The sequence below is a fragment of the Streptomyces amritsarensis genome (genome assembly GCF_001953875.1).
Lineage (GTDB): Bacteria > Actinomycetota > Actinomycetes > Streptomycetales > Streptomycetaceae > Streptomyces > Streptomyces amritsarensis.
This window is the reverse complement of the sequence record NZ_MQUR01000134.1, coordinates 1-15,733: the sequence shown is the minus strand read 5'-3', so window position 1 is coordinate 15,733 and position 15,733 is coordinate 1. Positions and strand designations below refer to the sequence as shown.

The 15,733-nt window shown below is 72.6% G+C and carries 10 protein-coding genes and 1 pseudogene; 9 read left to right on the top strand and 2 right to left on the bottom strand.

Annotation, left to right across the window (positions count from 1 at the left end):
* The first annotated feature begins 247 nt into the window (after positions 1-247).
* From leuS to AVW11_RS33055, 6 genes and pseudogenes are all read left to right on the top strand, one after another.
* Positions 248-3,112, top strand: a complete 2,865-nt coding sequence (gene leuS / locus AVW11_RS33085) for a leucine--tRNA ligase (RefSeq protein WP_060178051.1) — start codon at positions 248-250, stop codon at positions 3,110-3,112.
* A gap of 134 nt (positions 3,113-3,246) precedes the next feature.
* Complete coding sequence (locus tag AVW11_RS33080; RefSeq protein WP_030840857.1) at positions 3,247-3,954, top strand: hypothetical protein; 708 nt, start codon at positions 3,247-3,249, stop codon at positions 3,952-3,954.
* A 320-nt stretch (positions 3,955-4,274) separates the two neighbouring features.
* Positions 4,275-5,120 (top strand): DegV family protein, encoded by an 846-nt coding sequence (locus AVW11_RS33075; RefSeq protein ID WP_060178052.1) that lies wholly within the window; start codon positions 4,275-4,277, stop codon positions 5,118-5,120.
* A 98-nt stretch (positions 5,121-5,218) separates the two neighbouring features.
* Complete coding sequence (locus tag AVW11_RS33070; protein WP_076046876.1) at positions 5,219-6,253, top strand: ComEA family DNA-binding protein; 1,035 nt, start codon at positions 5,219-5,221, stop codon at positions 6,251-6,253.
* Between the two features lie 146 nt (positions 6,254-6,399).
* Positions 6,400-8,622 (top strand): annotated as a pseudogene (locus tag AVW11_RS36200) (ComEC/Rec2 family competence protein); the annotation flags it as partial.
* A 136-nt stretch (positions 8,623-8,758) separates the two neighbouring features.
* The gene (locus tag AVW11_RS33055) at positions 8,759-9,640 is read left to right on the top strand and encodes a YceI family protein (protein ID WP_076046875.1); all 882 of its coding nucleotides are present in this window, start codon (positions 8,759-8,761) and stop codon (positions 9,638-9,640) included.
* Between the two features lie 13 nt (positions 9,641-9,653).
* Here AVW11_RS33055 and AVW11_RS33050 read toward each other — a convergent pair whose 3' ends face one another.
* Complete coding sequence (locus tag AVW11_RS33050) at positions 9,654-9,896, bottom strand: hypothetical protein (RefSeq protein WP_030031475.1); 243 nt, start codon at positions 9,894-9,896, stop codon at positions 9,654-9,656.
* Between the two features lie 76 nt (positions 9,897-9,972).
* Between AVW11_RS33050 and holA the strand changes: the two genes are divergently transcribed.
* Positions 9,973-10,965, top strand: coding sequence for a DNA polymerase III subunit delta (holA, locus tag AVW11_RS33045; protein ID WP_206281947.1), 993 nt, complete (start codon positions 9,973-9,975; stop codon positions 10,963-10,965).
* 220 nt (positions 10,966-11,185) lie between these two features.
* Here the strand turns inward: holA and rpsT are convergent, their stop codons facing one another.
* Positions 11,186-11,446 carry a 30S ribosomal protein S20 gene (rpsT, locus tag AVW11_RS33040; RefSeq protein WP_030030523.1) on the bottom strand — a complete coding sequence of 87 codons (261 nt, stop codon included), beginning with the start codon at positions 11,444-11,446 and terminating at the stop codon, positions 11,186-11,188.
* A gap of 256 nt (positions 11,447-11,702) precedes the next feature.
* On the opposite strand from rpsT, the gene lepA reads away from it, so the two are divergent.
* Positions 11,703-13,568, top strand: a complete 1,866-nt coding sequence (gene lepA / locus AVW11_RS33035) for a translation elongation factor 4 (RefSeq protein WP_030840876.1) — start codon at positions 11,703-11,705, stop codon at positions 13,566-13,568.
* 232 nt (positions 13,569-13,800) lie between these two features.
* Complete coding sequence (locus tag AVW11_RS33030; protein ID WP_076046873.1) at positions 13,801-15,693, top strand: AMP-dependent synthetase/ligase; 1,893 nt, start codon at positions 13,801-13,803, stop codon at positions 15,691-15,693.
* Positions 15,694-15,733 lie beyond the last annotated feature (40 nt).

The window sequence follows — 15,733 nt, the reverse complement described above, 5'->3', positions numbered from 1 at the left end:
AAGCGGGCCACCCGGATCGGGTGGCCCGCTTCTCGTTGTGCCACCGGGTGGAACGGCCGAGCGTCGGCGGGGGCCGCTGCGGTACCCTGACGCCATGCGTGCCGTACGCCTCCTGCTTACCGAGCCGCGCTGAACAGCACCGACCCTCGATACGGTCGGCCTCGGCGCGGCGTCCCCTCCTGTGCGAGGGGTTTTTTCGTTTGGGCAGGCAGAGACGGCAGAGACGATCGATGGAGCTTCAGAAATCATGAGCGAGACGAACACCCCGGCCCCCGAGGCGGCCGAGGCGCACCGTTACACGGCTGCCATGGCCGCCGACATCGAGGCACGCTGGCAGGACGTATGGGACGCGCAGGGCACGTACGAGGCCCCGAACCCGACCGGTGACCTGGCCGGGGACCCGGCGGTCGTCGCCAGGCCCAAGAAGTTCATCATGGACATGTTCCCGTACCCGTCCGGTGCGGGCCTGCACGTCGGTCACCCGCTCGGGTACATCGCCACCGACGTCTACGCCCGCCACCAGCGGATGACCGGCCACAACGTCCTGCACACCCTGGGATTCGACGCCTTCGGCCTGCCGGCCGAGCAGTACGCCGTGCAGACCGGCACGCACCCGCGCGTGTCGACCGAGGCGAACATCGAGAACATGAAGCTCCAGCTGCGCCGGCTGGGCCTGGGCCACGACAGGCGCCGCTCGTTCGCGACGATCGACCCGGACTACTACAAGTGGACCCAGTGGATCTTCCTGCAGATCTACAACTCCTGGTACGACGCCGCCGCGAACAAGGCCCGGCCGATCGCCGAGCTGGTCGCCGCCTTCGAGGACGGCTCCCGTGAGGTCCCGGGCGGCCGCGCCTGGGCCGAGCTGACCGCGGCCGAGCGGGCCGACGTGCTGAACGGCTTCCGGCTCGCGTACTCCTCCGACGCGCCCGTCAACTGGTGCCCCGGGCTGGGCACCGTACTGGCCAACGAGGAGGTCACCGCCGACGGCCGATCCGAGCGCGGCAACTTCCCGGTCTTCAAGTCCAGGCTGAGCCAGTGGAACATGCGGATCACCGCGTACGCCGACCGGCTGCTGGACGACCTGGACGCGCTGGACTGGCCCGAGGCCATCAAGCTGCAGCAGCGCAACTGGATCGGCCGCAGCGAGGGCGCGCGCGTCGACTTCGCGCTGGGCGACGAGGCCGTCACCGTCTTCACGACCCGCCCGGACACCCTCTTCGGCGCCACCTACATGGTGCTGGCGCCCGAGCACCCGCTGGTGGAGAAGTTCATCCCGGCCGCCTGGCCCGAGGGCACCCACGCCGTGTGGACGGGCGGGCACGCCACGCCGGCCGAGGCCGTCACCGCCTACCGCAAGCAGGCCGCCTCGAAGTCGGACGTCGAGCGCCAGGCCGAGGCCAAGGACAAGACCGGCGTCTTCACCGGCGAGTACGCGATCAACCCGGTCAGCGGCGACAAGGTCCCCGTCTTCATCGCCGACTACGTCCTCATGGGCTACGGCACCGGCGCGATCATGGCCGTTCCGGCCCACGACAGCCGGGACTTCGAGTTCGCGCGCGCCTTCGAGCTGCCGATGCGCTGCGTCGTCCAGCCCTCCGACGGCCGCGGCACCGACCCGGCCGAGTGGGACGACGCCTTCGCCTCGTACGACGCGAAGCTGGTCAACTCCACGGGTGAGGGCATCTCGCTGGACGGCCTGGGCGTCGCCGAGGCGAAGGCCGCGATCACCGAATGGCTGGCCGAACGCGGCATCGGTGAGGGGACGGTCAACTTCCGCCTGCGCGACTGGCTGTTCAGCCGCCAGCGGTACTGGGGCGAGCCGTTCCCGATCGTCTACGACGAGGACGGTGTCGCGCACTCCCTGCCGGAGTCGATGCTGCCGCTGGAGCTGCCGGAGGTCGAGGACTACTCGCCGCGCACCTTCGAGCCGGACGACGCCGACTCCAAGCCGGAGACCCCGCTGTCGCGCAGGGCCGACTGGGTCAACGTCGAGCTGGACCTGGGCGACGGCGTGAAGTCCTACCGGCGCGAGACCAACACCATGCCCAACTGGGCCGGTTCCTGCTGGTACGAGCTGCGCTACCTGGACCCGCACAACTCCTCCGCGCTGGTCGACCCGGAGATCGAGCAGTACTGGATGGGCCCCCGCGAGGGCGCACCGCACGGCGGAGTCGACCTGTACGTGGGCGGCGCCGAGCACGCGGTGCTGCACCTGCTGTACGCCCGCTTCTGGTCGAAGGTGCTGTTCGACCTGGGCCACGTGTCGTCGGTCGAACCGTTCCACAAGCTGTTCAACCAGGGCATGATCCAGGCGTACGCCTACACCGACGAGCGGGGCGTGTACGTCCCGGCGGCCGACGTCGAGGAGCGCGACGGCGCCTACTTCTACGAGGGCAAGCAGGTCAAGCGCGAGCACGGCAAGATGGGCAAGTCCCTGAAGAACGCCGTCACGCCGGACGAGATCTGCGAGGAGTACGGCGCCGACACGCTGCGCCTGTACGAGATGGCGATGGGCCCGCTGGACGTCTCCCGTCCGTGGGACACCCGCGCGGTGGTCGGCCAGTACCGGCTGCTGCAGCGCCTGTGGCGCAACATCGTGGACGAGGAGACCGGCGCGGTCACCGTCGTGGACGGGGAGCCCGCCGAGGACACCCTGCGCGCGCTGCACAAGGCCATCGACGGCGCCGGCTCGGACATGGCGGGGCTGCGGTTCAACACCGCCATCGCCAAGATCACAGAGCTGAACAACGCGCTGACGAAGGCGGGCCGCCCGCTGGAGCGCTCGGTCGCCGAGCGGCTGGTGCTGCTGGTCGCCCCGCTGGCCCCGCACATCGCGGAGGAGCTGTGGCACCGGCTGGGCCACAGCGACTCCGTGGTCCACCAGGACTTCCCGGTCGCGGACCCGGCGTACGTCGTGGACGAGAGCGTGACGTGCGTCGTGCAGGTCAAGGGCAAGGTCAAGGCGCGGCTGGAGGTGCCGCCGACGATCACGGACGCCGAGCTGGAGCAGCTGGCCATGACCGACGCCGCTGTCGTGGCGGCGCTGGGCGGCGCGGAGATCCGCAAGGTGATCGTGCGCGCGCCGAAGCTGGTCAACATCGTGATCTGAGCCGCCGGAAGGTGCGCCACCCCGCTATAGGGGGGATCCCGTACGGGCAGGTTGGGGGTTCGAATGGAACCCCTGGCCTGCCCGTGGCGTTTACCGTGGAGGGGAAGAGCCGACGCCTGGGGAAAGGGGCCGTCATGGAGGCCGCGTTGATCATCTTCGCGCTGATGTTGCTGGCCGTGGTCGGGCTCGGCGCGTACCTCACGGTCAAGGCGGTGGGTGCGGCCAAGCGGGGTGTGGAGCGCACCGTCGCCCAGGCGCGGCGCAGCGTGGAGGACACCACGCTGCGCGCCAAGAGCTTCGGGCAGGTCGGAGTGGCGGGCGCGCTGGCCCAGCTGCGGCTGGATCTGCGCACGTCGATGCGCGCCACCCAGCAGGCGCTGGCCGAGGGGGCCCGCGAGGATGCCTCGCTGCGGGAGTCCCTCGCGCTGTTCGAGCGGCTGAGCGCCCACGGGCACGAACTCGACGGGGAGCTGAAGCGGCTGGAGCAGGAGCCCGACAAGCAGCGCACCGCCGCGCTCCTGCCGGACCTGCGGGAGCGCGCCGGCCAGATCATCCAGGCGGCGGACTCGCTGCGGTGGGCCGCCCGCGACCGGGCCCGGCGCTTCGCCGAGGACGAGATCTCCCTGCTGTCGGAGCAGATCGAGATGGAGTCGGGCGCGCTGCGCGACTGGTCCCGCGAACCGGTGGACGACCTGGCGGCCGCCGCAGCCGAATGGGACGCGAGCCAGGCCGCGCCGGCGCCGAAGCCGACCCCCGCACCCCCGCCGGCGGCCCTGAACCCGCCGACGCCGACGATGCAGTATCCGTGGCAGAAGGCCCCCCGCCCGGAAAGCGCCGGCTGACCCGGCGCCGCTGAACCGCCTCCGCTGACCCGTCTCGCCTAACGCCGGGCCCGCGGGAGCGGGGCCGGGCCGGGCGCCGCGACGGGGCCGGGAACGCACGCCCGAGGTTCGGACGGTGATCCTGGAGCGTCGGCTCCGGCGGGGCCCGGACCTCGGGAAGGGGTGCGGCGGGATCCCGAAGGGGCCCGACGTCAACCGTCCGGCACACGCTCCGTAGGCTCTGCCCACCGGTAGACAGGGGGCGGCCGGGCACGCCCCGACCTCGCCCGACGAGGGGGCCCGGCTGCCGTCCGGCGGCCACGAGCGGTAACCTCCGCCTCATGTCCCGCCATGTCGCCATCGTCACCGATTCCACGGCCTACCTGCCCCGACCGGCCATGGCGCGGCACGGAATCACCTCCGTACCGCTCACCGTGGTGGTCGGAGGCGAGGCGCTCGAAGAAGGCACCGAGATCTCGGCGCGCAGCCTGGCCCTCGCCCTGCAGAAGCGCCGCTCGGTCACCACCTCCCGCCCCAGCCCGGAGGAGTTCGTACGGGCCTATCAGGCGGCCGCGGACGCCGGCGCGACCGGCATCGTCAGCCTGCACCTCTCCGCCGAGTTCTCCGGGACCTACGACGCCGCCGTGGTGGCCGCCAGGACCGCGCCCGTGCCCGTACGCGTCGTGGACACCGGCATGGTCGCGATGGCCCTCGGATTCTGCGCGCTCGCCGCGGCCGAGGCCGCCGAAGCGGGCGGCTCCGTGGACGAGGCCGTGGCGGCCGCCGAGAAGCGGGCGGCGGACATGGCCGCGTACTTCTACGTCGACACCCTGGACTACCTGCGCCGCGGCGGCCGGATCGGGGCCGCGCAGGCCCTGCTCGGCTCGGCCCTGGCGGTCAAGCCGCTGCTGACCCTGGACGGCGGGCGCATCGAGATGCTGGAGAAGGTGCGTACGGCCTCCAAGGCCATCGCCCGCCTGGAGGAGCTGGCCGTCGAGCGCGCCGGCTCCGCCGACGTGGACGTGGCGGTGCATCACCTGGCGGCACCGGAGCGCGCCGAGAAGCTCGCCGAGCGGCTCCGCGAGCGGATCCCCGGCCTGGTCGAGCTGCACGTCAGCGAAGTAGGCGCGGTGATCGGCGCGCACACCGGACCGGGCCTGCTGGCGGCGGTCGTCTCGCCCCGCTGATCACCGGAACGAGTGGCCCGGTTATCCACAACGAGGCTGTCATCCACCGGAATTGAAGGCTCCGAACGGCGGTCGGGATCTGCCCCTACGGTCGTGGCATGACTCTTCGAACGCGTACCCCGTATCCGTCGGGCGCCACCAGCGGCCCGGGCCGATCCCCTCTCTCCGACAGCCGCCTGCGGCTCGGCGCCCGCCGCGGCCGACGCCGCCACGGCCTCCGCGGCACGCCCGCCCGTCCCCGCCCGCACCTGCGCCCGCATCCCGACCCGGGGCCGGACCCGGGGCCGGACCTGGTGCGGCGGAGGGCCGAAGCACTGCTCGGCGGCGCCAGCCCGCCGCAGGCAGCGGCATTGCCGCCGGGGCCGCCGCAGGCAGCAGCGTCGCCGTCGCCGTTGCGGTCGCCGTCGGACGGAGAGGATCCTCCGGCACCGCCGCCCGACGGCGCCGCCGAGGTCCTGCCGGCCGCCGCCGCGCGGAGGCTGGCGGTGCGGGAGCGGCTGCCGGTGTGGCTGCAGGCGCGCTGCGCGGTGGAGCCGCGCACGGTGGCCGCGGTCGGGGTGGTACTGGTCGCGGCCGTGGGCTTCGCCGGGCACCAGTTCTGGTCGGCTCGGCCGCAGGGGGTGACCGCACCGGCGCCGGTCGCCCCGGCGGTGGTGCCGGCGGGGGCCGCGGCCTCGGCCGGGACGCCTGCCCCGGAAGGGGGCGGGGCAGGGCCCGCGCGGATCGTCGTCGATGTCGGCGGCAAGGTCAGGGATCCGGGAGTGCGGCGGCTGCCGGCCGGTTCGCGGGTCGAGGACGCGCTGGCCGCCGCCGGGGGAGTGCGTCCGGGCACGGACACCACCGGGCTGAACCGCGCCCGCGTTCTGGTGGACGGCGAGCAGGTGCTGGTGGGTGTGACGGCGCAGCCGCCGCCGGGCGGGACCCCGGGCGGGCCGGCCGCCGGGCCGCTCAGCCTGGGCTCGGCCACCGTCGAGCAGTTGGACGGTCTGCCGGGGGTGGGGCCGGTCCTGGCCCAGCACATCGTCGACTTCCGCACCGCTCGCGGCGGCTTCCGCTCCGTGGAGGAGCTCCGCCAGGTCAACGGCATCGGTGAGCGGCGCTTCGCCGACCTGCGCAAGCTGGTACGGCCGTGAACCGCGCGGAGGAGGCCCGCCCGGCGGATCTGCGGCTCGCGGCGCCGGCGGCGGCCGCCTGGGCGGCTGCCGCCCTCGCCCTCGGTGCGCCCGCCGGGCGGACCGCTCTCGGTGTCTGCGGGGCGGTGGCCGTCGCAGGACTGCTGATGCTGGCCCAGGGAAGGCGTCCGGGGGCGCTGTGGAGGGTCGCCCCGGCCATGGCGGCCGCCCTGCTGTCCGCGGCCGCCGGAGCGGGCGTCGCGGGGCTCCAGCTGGCCGAGGCGCGGGCCGGGCCGGTCGCCGGGCTGGCGCGTGAGCACGCGCGGGTCCTCGCGGAGCTGACGGTCGGCTCCGATCCCGGGACCGCACGGAGCGGGAGCGGGCCGCCGGTGGTGGTGCTGGACGCGGTGGTGACCCGGGTGACCGGGCCCGACGGGGCGAGCACCCGGGTCGAGACCCCGGTGCGGGTGCTGGCCGGGCACGCCGGATGGTCCCGGCTCCTGCCCTCCACCCGAGTGCAGGTGGTCGCCCGGCTGGCGCCGGCGCGGGACGGTGAGCGGGCCGTGGCGCTGCTCCGCCCGGCCGGTGACACGCCCCCCGCGGTGACCGGCGGCCCGGACGCCGCTCAGCGGCTGGCGGGGCGGCTGCGGGCCGGGCTGCGCGACGCCAGCGAGGGGCTCCCCCCGGATGCGCGGGCACTGCTGCCGGGACTGGTCGTCGGGGACACCTCCAGGGTCCCGCCCGACCTGCACGAGGCGTTCAGGGCCACCGATCTGCTCCACCTGCTGGCCGTCTCCGGCTCGAACCTGACCGTGGTGCTGTTCCTGCTCATCGGGCCCCCGGGACGCGCGCAGCAGGCCGAGCGGCGCGGGCTGGCACCACGGCTGGGACTCTCGCTGCGGACGACCGCCCTGTGCGGGGCGGCGCTGACGCTGGCGTTCGTGGTGGTGTGCCGGCCGGAGCCGAGCGTGCTGCGGGCGGCGGCGTGCGGGGCGGTCACCCTGCTGGCCATCGCCACCGGCCGGCGCAGATCCCTCATTCCCGCCCTCGGTGCCGCGGTGCTGCTGCTCGTCCTCTACGACCCGTGGCTGGCCCGCAGTTACGGCTTCCTGCTCTCGGTCCTGGCCACCGGGGCGCTGCTGACCCTCGCTCCCCGGTGGAGCGCCGCTCTGCGGCGGCGGGGGACGGGCCCCCGGCTCGCCGAGGCGGTGGCCGCCGCCGCTGCCGCCCAGGCGGTGTGCGCGCCCGTCGTCGCCGTGCTCGCCGCCCGGGTCAGCCTGGTGGCGGTGCCGTGCAACCTGCTGGCCGAGCTGGCTGCCGGTCCGGCGACCGTCCTCGGATTCGCCGCGCTGGCGGCGGCCCCGCTCTCGACGACCGCCGCGGAGCTGCTGGCCCGGTGCGCCGGGGTGCCCGCGGGATGGATCGCGGGCGTCGCGCGGGCCGGGGCGGGGCTCCCCGGCGCGGAGGTGTCCTGGCCGGGCGGGCTCACCGGCGGTCTGCTGCTGGCCGCCGCGACCCTGGCGGCCGTCGCCCTCGGCGCCCGGTGGGGGCGGCGGCGGTGGCTGTGCTCCGCGCTGGCGGTGCTGCTGCTCCTCGCGGTACTGCGGCCGCCGCAGCTCACCCGTACGCTCACCGGCTGGCCGCCGCCCGACTGGAGCTACGTCCAGTGCGCCGTGGGGCAGGGGGACGCGGCCGTCCTCGCCGTCGCGCCGGGGGAGGCAGTGGTGGTGGACGCCGGCGCGGAGCCCGGGCCGGTGGACGACTGCCTGCGCGAGCTGGGTGTGCGGCGGGTGCCGATGCTGCTGCTGACGCACTTCCACGCCGACCACGTGGGAGGCCTGCAGGGCGTCCTGCGGGGCCGCTCCGTGGGGATGATCCAGGCCACCGTGCTGGAAGAGCCCCAAGGGCGGGCCGAGTTCGTCCGCCGGACCGCGGCCGCCGCAGGCGTGCCGGTCGTGCCGGCCGTGCAGGGGGAGCGGCGCCGGGCCGGCCCGTTCGAATGGCAGGTGCTGTGGCCGCCGTCGGCCGGGTCGCCCTTCGAAGGGCCCAACGACGCGAGTGTCGTCCTGCTGGTGCGCGGGGCGGGGCTGACCCTGCTGCTGCTCGGCGACCTCGAACCGGTCGCGCAGCAGGCCCTCCTGAGGGAGCATCCGCAGCTGGGCCCGGTCGACGTCCTCAAGGTCGCCCACCACGGCTCCGCGCACCAGGACCCCGGGCTGCACGAGCGGGTCCGGCCGCGGCTCGCGATTGTTCCCGTCGGTACAAAAAACCGGTACGGGCATCCCGCGCCCGGTACGCTCGCCCGCCTGCGGGCCGTGGGGGCGACGGTGCTCCGCACCGACACCGACGGCTCGATCGCCGTCAGCGGAACCGGCGTTCGACTGCGTGCGTTTCCAGCCAGGAGACGGCGTGATCGACGCGGGCATACCGGGCGCGAGTGTTCTGTTTGCCCACAACCCGACAGCATGATCGAATGCGTCTTCGCCAGAACGGTCCAAGTCCACACAGCACGGGGGTGCACACGTCATGTTCGGTCGCCGACGGGGGATGGAGTCGGCCGGAAGTTCCAGCCCGCAGACATCCGCGACACTGAAGCTGCCGCCGACGGCGCGTCTGCTCAGCTGCCGCGTCCTCGACACGGTCCACCGGCCCATTCGGCAGGCCTCGTTCGAGGTGACGGATCCCATCGGCCGCCGGATCGTCAGCGGCGAGACCGACCCGTTCGGCGGCTTCACGGCCGCCGTGGCGGAAGGGGAGTACCGGCTCTCCGTCACCGCCGAGGGGTACACGCCGTTCCACGGGGTCACGCTCGTGGGAGACCCGGCGCAGCCCGGCACGGGGGAGATCGTCCTCGACGCGGTGGAGCCGCCGATCCTGCCGCAGCCCGGCCACTGGGAGCTCGACCCGACGCACTCGTCCATCGGTTTCACGGCCCGGCACATCGGCCTGGCCCGGATCAACGGACGGTTCAACACGTTCGCCGGGGCGGTGCGGATAGCCGACCGCATGGAGGACTCCTCCATGCACGTGATCATCGATGCGGCGAGCATCGACACCGGGGTGCGGCTGCGCGACGACCACCTGAGGTCGGGCGACTTCCTGGACGCGGCCCGCCACCCCACGGTGGAGTTCTACAGCGAACGGTTCATCCACCGCAGCGGCAGCCGCTGGGCCGTCGCCGGCGCCCTCACCCTCCACGGGGTGAGCCGGTCGGTGACCCTGGACACCCAGTACCTGGGTCTGGGGACCGGCATGGAGGGCGAGGTACGGGCGGCCTGCCGGGCCACCGCCGAGCTGCACCGCGAGGACTTCACCCTCAACTGGCAGTCGATGCTGGCGCACGGGATCGCGGCGATCGGTTCGAGCGTGGACGTCACGCTGGACGTCCAGATCGTGCACAAGGCCTGACCCCGGACGGGGCTCAGGGGGCCTCCAGCCAGCCTTCGTACTCGGCGGCGAGGTCGTCCAGAGCGGTGGCGTCGAGCCGTTCCCGCGGATCCTCGACGACGACCAGCCACTGGGCGTCCTCGGCGTCGTCCTCGCCGGCCAGCGCGTCGCGGACCAACTGCGGCTCCTCCGGCAGGCCGAAGCGGTCGACGGCCTCCTGAGCCACCTCCTCGGCGGCGTCGCGGTCGGGCAGGACGAGTACATGTCGCACGTTCACCCGGCCATTGTCGAACACCCGGTGGAGGGGGCCGGGGCGCGGGGGGCTGTCGGTGCGGCGTGGGATGCTGGAGGCGATGGCCACCAGGAAGAACCCCACCGACGATCCCCTCGCCCAGATCACCCTTGCGGTGGGGCAGGAGGAGCTGCTGCTCGACCGCGCCGTGCGGGAGGTGGTGGCGGCCGCCCGTGCCGCCGACGCCGACACCGACGTCCGCGACCTCACCTCCGACCAGCTCCAGCCCGGCACGCTGGCCGAGCTGGCGAGCCCCTCGCTCTTCTCCGAGCGCAAGGTCCTGGTCGTGCGCAACGCCCAGGACCTGTCCGCCGACACGGTCAAGGAGGTCAAGGCCTACCTCGCCGCACCCTACGAGGAGATCGCGCTGGTCCTCCTCCACGCGGGCGGCGTCAAGGGCAAGGGCCTGCTGGACGCGGCGCGCAAGGCGGGCGCCCGGGAGATCGCCTGCCCGAAGATGACGAAGGCGGCGGACCGGCTCGCGTTCGTACGCGGCGAATTCCGCACGCTGGGCCGGTCGGCCACCCCGGAGGCGTGCCAGACGCTGGTGGACGCGATCGGCAGCGACCTGCGGGAGCTGGCGAGCGCCGCGGCCCAGCTGTGCGCGGACGTCGAGGGAACCATCGACGAGGCCGTCGTCGGCCGCTACTACACGGGTCGCGCCGAGGCCTCCAGCTTCACGGTCGCCGACCGGGCGGTCGAGGGGCGCGCGGCCGAGGCCCTGGAGGCCCTGCGCTGGTCCCTGGCCACCGGGGTGGCTCCGGTCCTGATCACCAGCGCGCTCGCGCAGGCGGTCCGCGCCATCGGGAAACTCGCCTCGGCCCCGCGCGGGGCCCGGCCCGGGGACCTCGCCCGCGACCTCGGCATGCCGCCGTGGAAGATCGACCGGGTCCGCCAGCAGATGCGGGGCTGGTCGGCGGACGGCGTCGCGGACGCGCTGCGCGCCGTGGCCGCCGCCGACGCGGGCGTCAAGGGCGGTGGTGACGATCCCGAGTACGTGCTGGAGAAGGCGGTCGTCGCGGTGGCCCGCGCGGCCCGCCCGCAGCGCCGCTGATTCCGCCCCCGGCGCCGCTGATCCCGGCGGTGCACCGTTGATCCCGGCAACGCGAAGGCCCCGGTCGTCGTCCTGGGGAAGGACGGCGACCGGGGCCTTCGGTCACTGCTTGTGCGCCGCACCCGCGTGGCGAACGCTTCGTGTGCGGAGCGGGGTGCCGGTCAGGAGCGGGAGAGAGGGCCCGCTGGGTCCCTTCCGGCGTTCACATCGAGTGCGGAACTCAGATGGCGGCAACCTTGGAGGCCAGCGCCGACTTCTTGTTGGCGGCGGCGTTCTTGTGGATGACACCCTTCGAGACGGCCTTGTCGAGCTTCTTGGAAGCCAGACGGGCCGCAGCGGTGGCCTTCTCCGCGTCGCCGGCGAGGATGGCCTCGTTGGCCTTGCGGATGAAGGTGCGCAGCTCGGACTTGACCGACTTGTTGCGAAGGCGAGCCTTCTCGTTGGTCTTGTTCCGCTTGATCTGGGACTTGATGTTCGCCACGAAAGAGCCTTTTCAGGTTCAGAGGTTGATCTTCGGATTGTGTCCCGACGGCTGAGAGGGCACACGAGACACAGCTGCCCAGGATACCAGGCACGCTCCCGGCGGCCCAAACCGAGCGCACTGCCCCGTCCATGGGACCATGGGAGCCTGCGTATGGACCGACATCGCGCCGCCGAGGGCGACCGGGGCCGGACTGTCCGCTGCGACCGACGCTGCGAAAACGCTTCCGACTGCGACCCGAGAATCAGGACACTGCGTGCCCGCGATCCCCAGCCACGTGCCCGAGCCGAGCCGTACCGACCCGGCGCTGATCCGCAACTTCTGCATCATCGCGCACATCGACCACGGCAAGTCGACCCTTGCCGACCGGATGCTCCAGCTCACCGGTGTCGTCGACCAGCGGCAGATGCGCGCCCAGTACCTCGACCGCATGGACATCGAGCGTGAGCGCGGCATCACGATCAAGTCCCAGGCGGTGCGACTGCCCTGGGCGCCCACGACGGGCGAGGGCCAGGGCAGCACCCACATCCTCAACATGATCGACACCCCCGGGCACGTCGACTTCACCTACGAGGTCTCGCGCTCCCTCGCCGCGTGCGAGGGCACGATCCTGCTGGTGGACGCCGCCCAGGGCATCGAGGCGCAGACCCTCGCCAACCTGTACCTGGCGATGGAGAACGACCTCGCGATCGTCCCGGTCCTCAACAAGATCGACCTGCCGGCGGCCCAGCCGGAGAAGTTCGCCGAGGAACTCGCGAACCTGGTCGGCTGCGACCCCGACGACGTGCTGCGCGTCTCGGCCAAGACCGGCATGGGCGTCGACGCCCTGCTGGACAAGGTCGTCGCCACCGTCCCGGCCCCGGTCGGCGTCAAGGACGCCCCCGCCCGCGCGATGATCTTCGACTCGGTCTACGACTCCTACCGCGGTGTCGTCACGTACGTCCGTGTGGTCGACGGCCAGCTCAACAAGCGCGAGCGCATCAAGATGATGTCCACCGGCGCCACCCACGAGCTGCTGGAGATCGGCGTCTCCTCCCCGGAGATGACCCCGGCCGACGGCATCGGCGTCGGCGAGGTGGGCTACATCATCACCGGCGTGAAGGACGTGCGTCAGTCCAAGGTCGGTGACACCATCACCAGCCTGCACAACGGCGCGACCGAGGCCCTCGGCGGCTACAAGGACCCCAAGCCGATGGTGTTCTCGGGCCTCTACCCGCTCGACGGCTCCGACTACCCGGACCTGCGCGAGGCCCTGGACAAGCTCCAGCTCAACGACGCCGCGCTGGTCTACGAGCCCGAGACCTCGGCGGCGCTCGGCTTCGGCTTCCGCGTCGGCTTCCTCGGCCTGCTCCACCTGGACGTGGTCCGCGAGCGCCTGGAGCGCGAGTTCGGCCTCGACCTGATCGCCACCGCGCCGAACGTGGTCTACCGGGTGGTCCTGGAGGACGGCAAGGAAGTCACCGTCACCAACCCGAGCGAATTCCCCGAAGGCAAGATCAAGGACGTCTTCGAGCCGGTCGTCCGGGCCACCGTGCTCGCCCCGACCGAGTTCATCGGCGCGATCATGGAGCTGTGCCAGCAGCGCCGCGGCACCCTCCTCGGCATGGACTACCTCTCCGAGGACCGCGTCGAGATCCGCTACACCCTCCCGCTCGCCGAGATCGTCTTCGACTTCTTCGACCAGCTGAAGTCCAAGACGCGCGGCTACGCCTCCCTCGACTACGAGCCCACCGGCGAGCAGGCCTCCAGCCTGGTCAAGGTCGACATCCTGCTGCACGGCGACAAGGTCGACGCCTTCTCCGCCGTCTGCCACAAGGACGCCGCCTACGCCTACGGCGTGCGCCTCGTCGCCAAGCTGCGCGAGCTGATCCCGCGGCAGGCCTTCGAGGTGCCGGTCCAGGCCGCGATCGGCTCCCGCGTCATCGCCCGCGAGACCATCCGCGCCATCCGCAAGGACGTCCTCGCCAAGTGCTACGGCGGTGACATCTCCCGTAAGCGGAAGCTGCTGGAGAAGCAGAAGGAAGGCAAGAAGCGCATGAAGATGGTCGGCTCCGTGGAGGTCCCGCAGGAGGCCTTCATCGCCGTCCTCTCCAGTGACGAGTCCGGCAGCAAGAAGAAGTAGCCACCCCTCCGTCACCCGGCGTACGCAGGCCCCCGCGCATCGGCGCGGGGGCCTGTTTCGTTATGAACCGGCCGCTCACTGGCTCTTACGCGCACGCCGGACGCGCTCTAGTCTGATCACTGCTCGACGGTTACTCGCCAGTTCAAGAAGTCAACGGCTGCAAACCCGCCAGTCCCAAGCGCCCCCAGCGCCCCACGCCCACGCTGCCGCGTGGATCGGTCCGGAGGATGTCGTGAGCGACACACAGACCTATCTCGAGAACCGCCCGCCCACGGTGGCGGTGCTCTTCCGCGAGCGCGTCGCAGCGACGCCCAACGACGAGGCCTACCGGTATCCGGTGCCCTCGGCCGGCGGCCAGGGCGCCCCGGACGACTGGAAGTCGCTGAGCTGGAGCCAGGCCGCCGAGCGTGTCTTCGCCATCGCGGCCGGACTGATCTCCCTCGGCCTCGAAACGGAACAGCGCGTCGCCCTCGCCTCCAACACCCGGGTCGAGTGGATCCTCTCCGACCTCGGCGTGATGTGCGCCGGCGGCGCGGTCACCACGATCTACCCCAGCACCAACGCGGACGAGTCGGCGTTCATCCTCGCCGACTCCGAGAGCCGGGTGCTCATCGCCGAGGACGCGAAGCAGCTGGCGAAGGCACGCGAGCGCCGCGCCGACCTGCCGGGACTGCGCCACGTCGTGGTCCTGGAGGCCGAGGACGCGGTCGCCGCCGAGGGCGACCCGGAGGGCTGGGTGCTCTCCCTGGCCGACCTGGAGGCCAGAGGCGGGGAGTACCTCGCCAAGCACCCCGAGGCCGTCGACGAGCGCATCGCGTCCATCACCTCGCAGCAGCTCGCCACCCTCATCTACACCTCCGGCACCACCGGCCGCCCCAAGGGCGTACGGCTGCTGCACGACAACTGGGCCTACCTGGCCAAGGCCATGGTCGCCACCGGCCTGATCGGCAAGGAGGACGTCCAGTACCTCTGGCTGCCGCTGGCCCACGTCTTCGGCAAGGTGCTGACCTCCGGCCAGATCGAGGCCGGCCACGTGACGGCCGTCGACGGCCGCATCGACAAGATCATCGAAAACCTGCCGGTCGTGCAGCCGACGTACATGGCCGCCGTCCCGCGCATCTTCGAGAAGGTCTACAACGGCGTGGCCGCCAAGGCCCGGGCCGCGGGCGGCGCCAAGTACAAGATCTTCCAGTGGTCCGCCGGCGTCGCCCGCGAGTACGCCAAGGTCACGCAGGACAACTACCGCCGCACCGGGCGGGCGACCGCCCCCTTCGGCCTCACCACCAAGCACAAGATCGCCGACGTGCTCGTCTACTCCAAGCTCCGCGACGCCTTCGGCGGCAAGCTGCGCGCCGCCGTCTCCGGCGCCTCCGCCCTGGCCCCCGACATCGGCTTCTTCTTCTCCGGCGCGGGCATCCACATCCTCGAGGGCTACGGCCTGACGGAATCCAGCGCGGCCTCCTTCGTCAACCCCGGCGAGGCCTACCGCACCGGCACGGTCGGCAAGCCGCTCCCCGGCACCGAGGTCCGCATCGCCGACGACGGCGAGGTCCTGCTGCGCGGCCCCGGCATCATGCAGGGCTACCACGGGCAGCCCGACAAGACCGCCGAGGTCCTGGAGTCCGACGGCTGGCTGCACACCGGCGACATCGGCGAGCTCTCGCCCGACGGCTACCTGCGCATCACCGACCGCAAGAAGGACCTGATCAAGACCTCGGGCGGCAAGTACGTCGCCCCCGCGGAGATCGAGGGCCGGTTCAAGGCGATCTGCCCGTACGTGTCGACCATCGTCGTGCACGGCGCCGACCGGAACTTCTGCTCGGCGCTGATCGCGCTCGACGAGCCGTCCATCCTGGGCTGGGCGGCCGAGAACGGCCTGGAGGGCCGGACGTACCAGGAGGTCCTGGCGGCGCCGGAGACCGAACGGCTGATCGAGACCTACGTCCAGACCCTGAACGAGGGCCTCCAGCGGTGGCAGACGGTCAAGAAGTTCCGGATCCTGCCGCGCGACCTCGACGTCGAGCACGGCGACCTCACCCCCAGCCTGAAGCTGAAGCGTCCGGTGGTCGAGCGTGAGTTCAAGCACCTGATCGAGGAGATGTACGAGGGCGCCCGCGAGGCGTAGCGCCAGCCGCGGGCCGTGCGGGGCGGGCGGTGGTCCGCCC

Bases quoted from the DNA above. Each gene is read 5' to 3' on its own strand.
- AVW11_RS33070 (WP_076046876.1), top strand. From the start codon at position 5,219: ATGACTCTTCGAACGCGTACCCCGTATCCGTCGGGCGCCACCAGCGGC.
- AVW11_RS33080 (WP_030840857.1), top strand. From the start codon at position 3,247: ATGGAGGCCGCGTTGATCATCTTCGCGCTGATGTTGCTGGCCGTGGTC.
- holA (WP_206281947.1), top strand. From the start codon at position 9,973: ATGGCCACCAGGAAGAACCCCACCGACGATCCCCTCGCCCAGATCACC.
- AVW11_RS33055 (WP_076046875.1), top strand. From the start codon at position 8,759: ATGTTCGGTCGCCGACGGGGGATGGAGTCGGCCGGAAGTTCCAGCCCG.
- leuS (WP_060178051.1), top strand. From the start codon at position 248: ATGAGCGAGACGAACACCCCGGCCCCCGAGGCGGCCGAGGCGCACCGT.
- AVW11_RS33075 (WP_060178052.1), top strand. From the start codon at position 4,275: ATGTCCCGCCATGTCGCCATCGTCACCGATTCCACGGCCTACCTGCCC.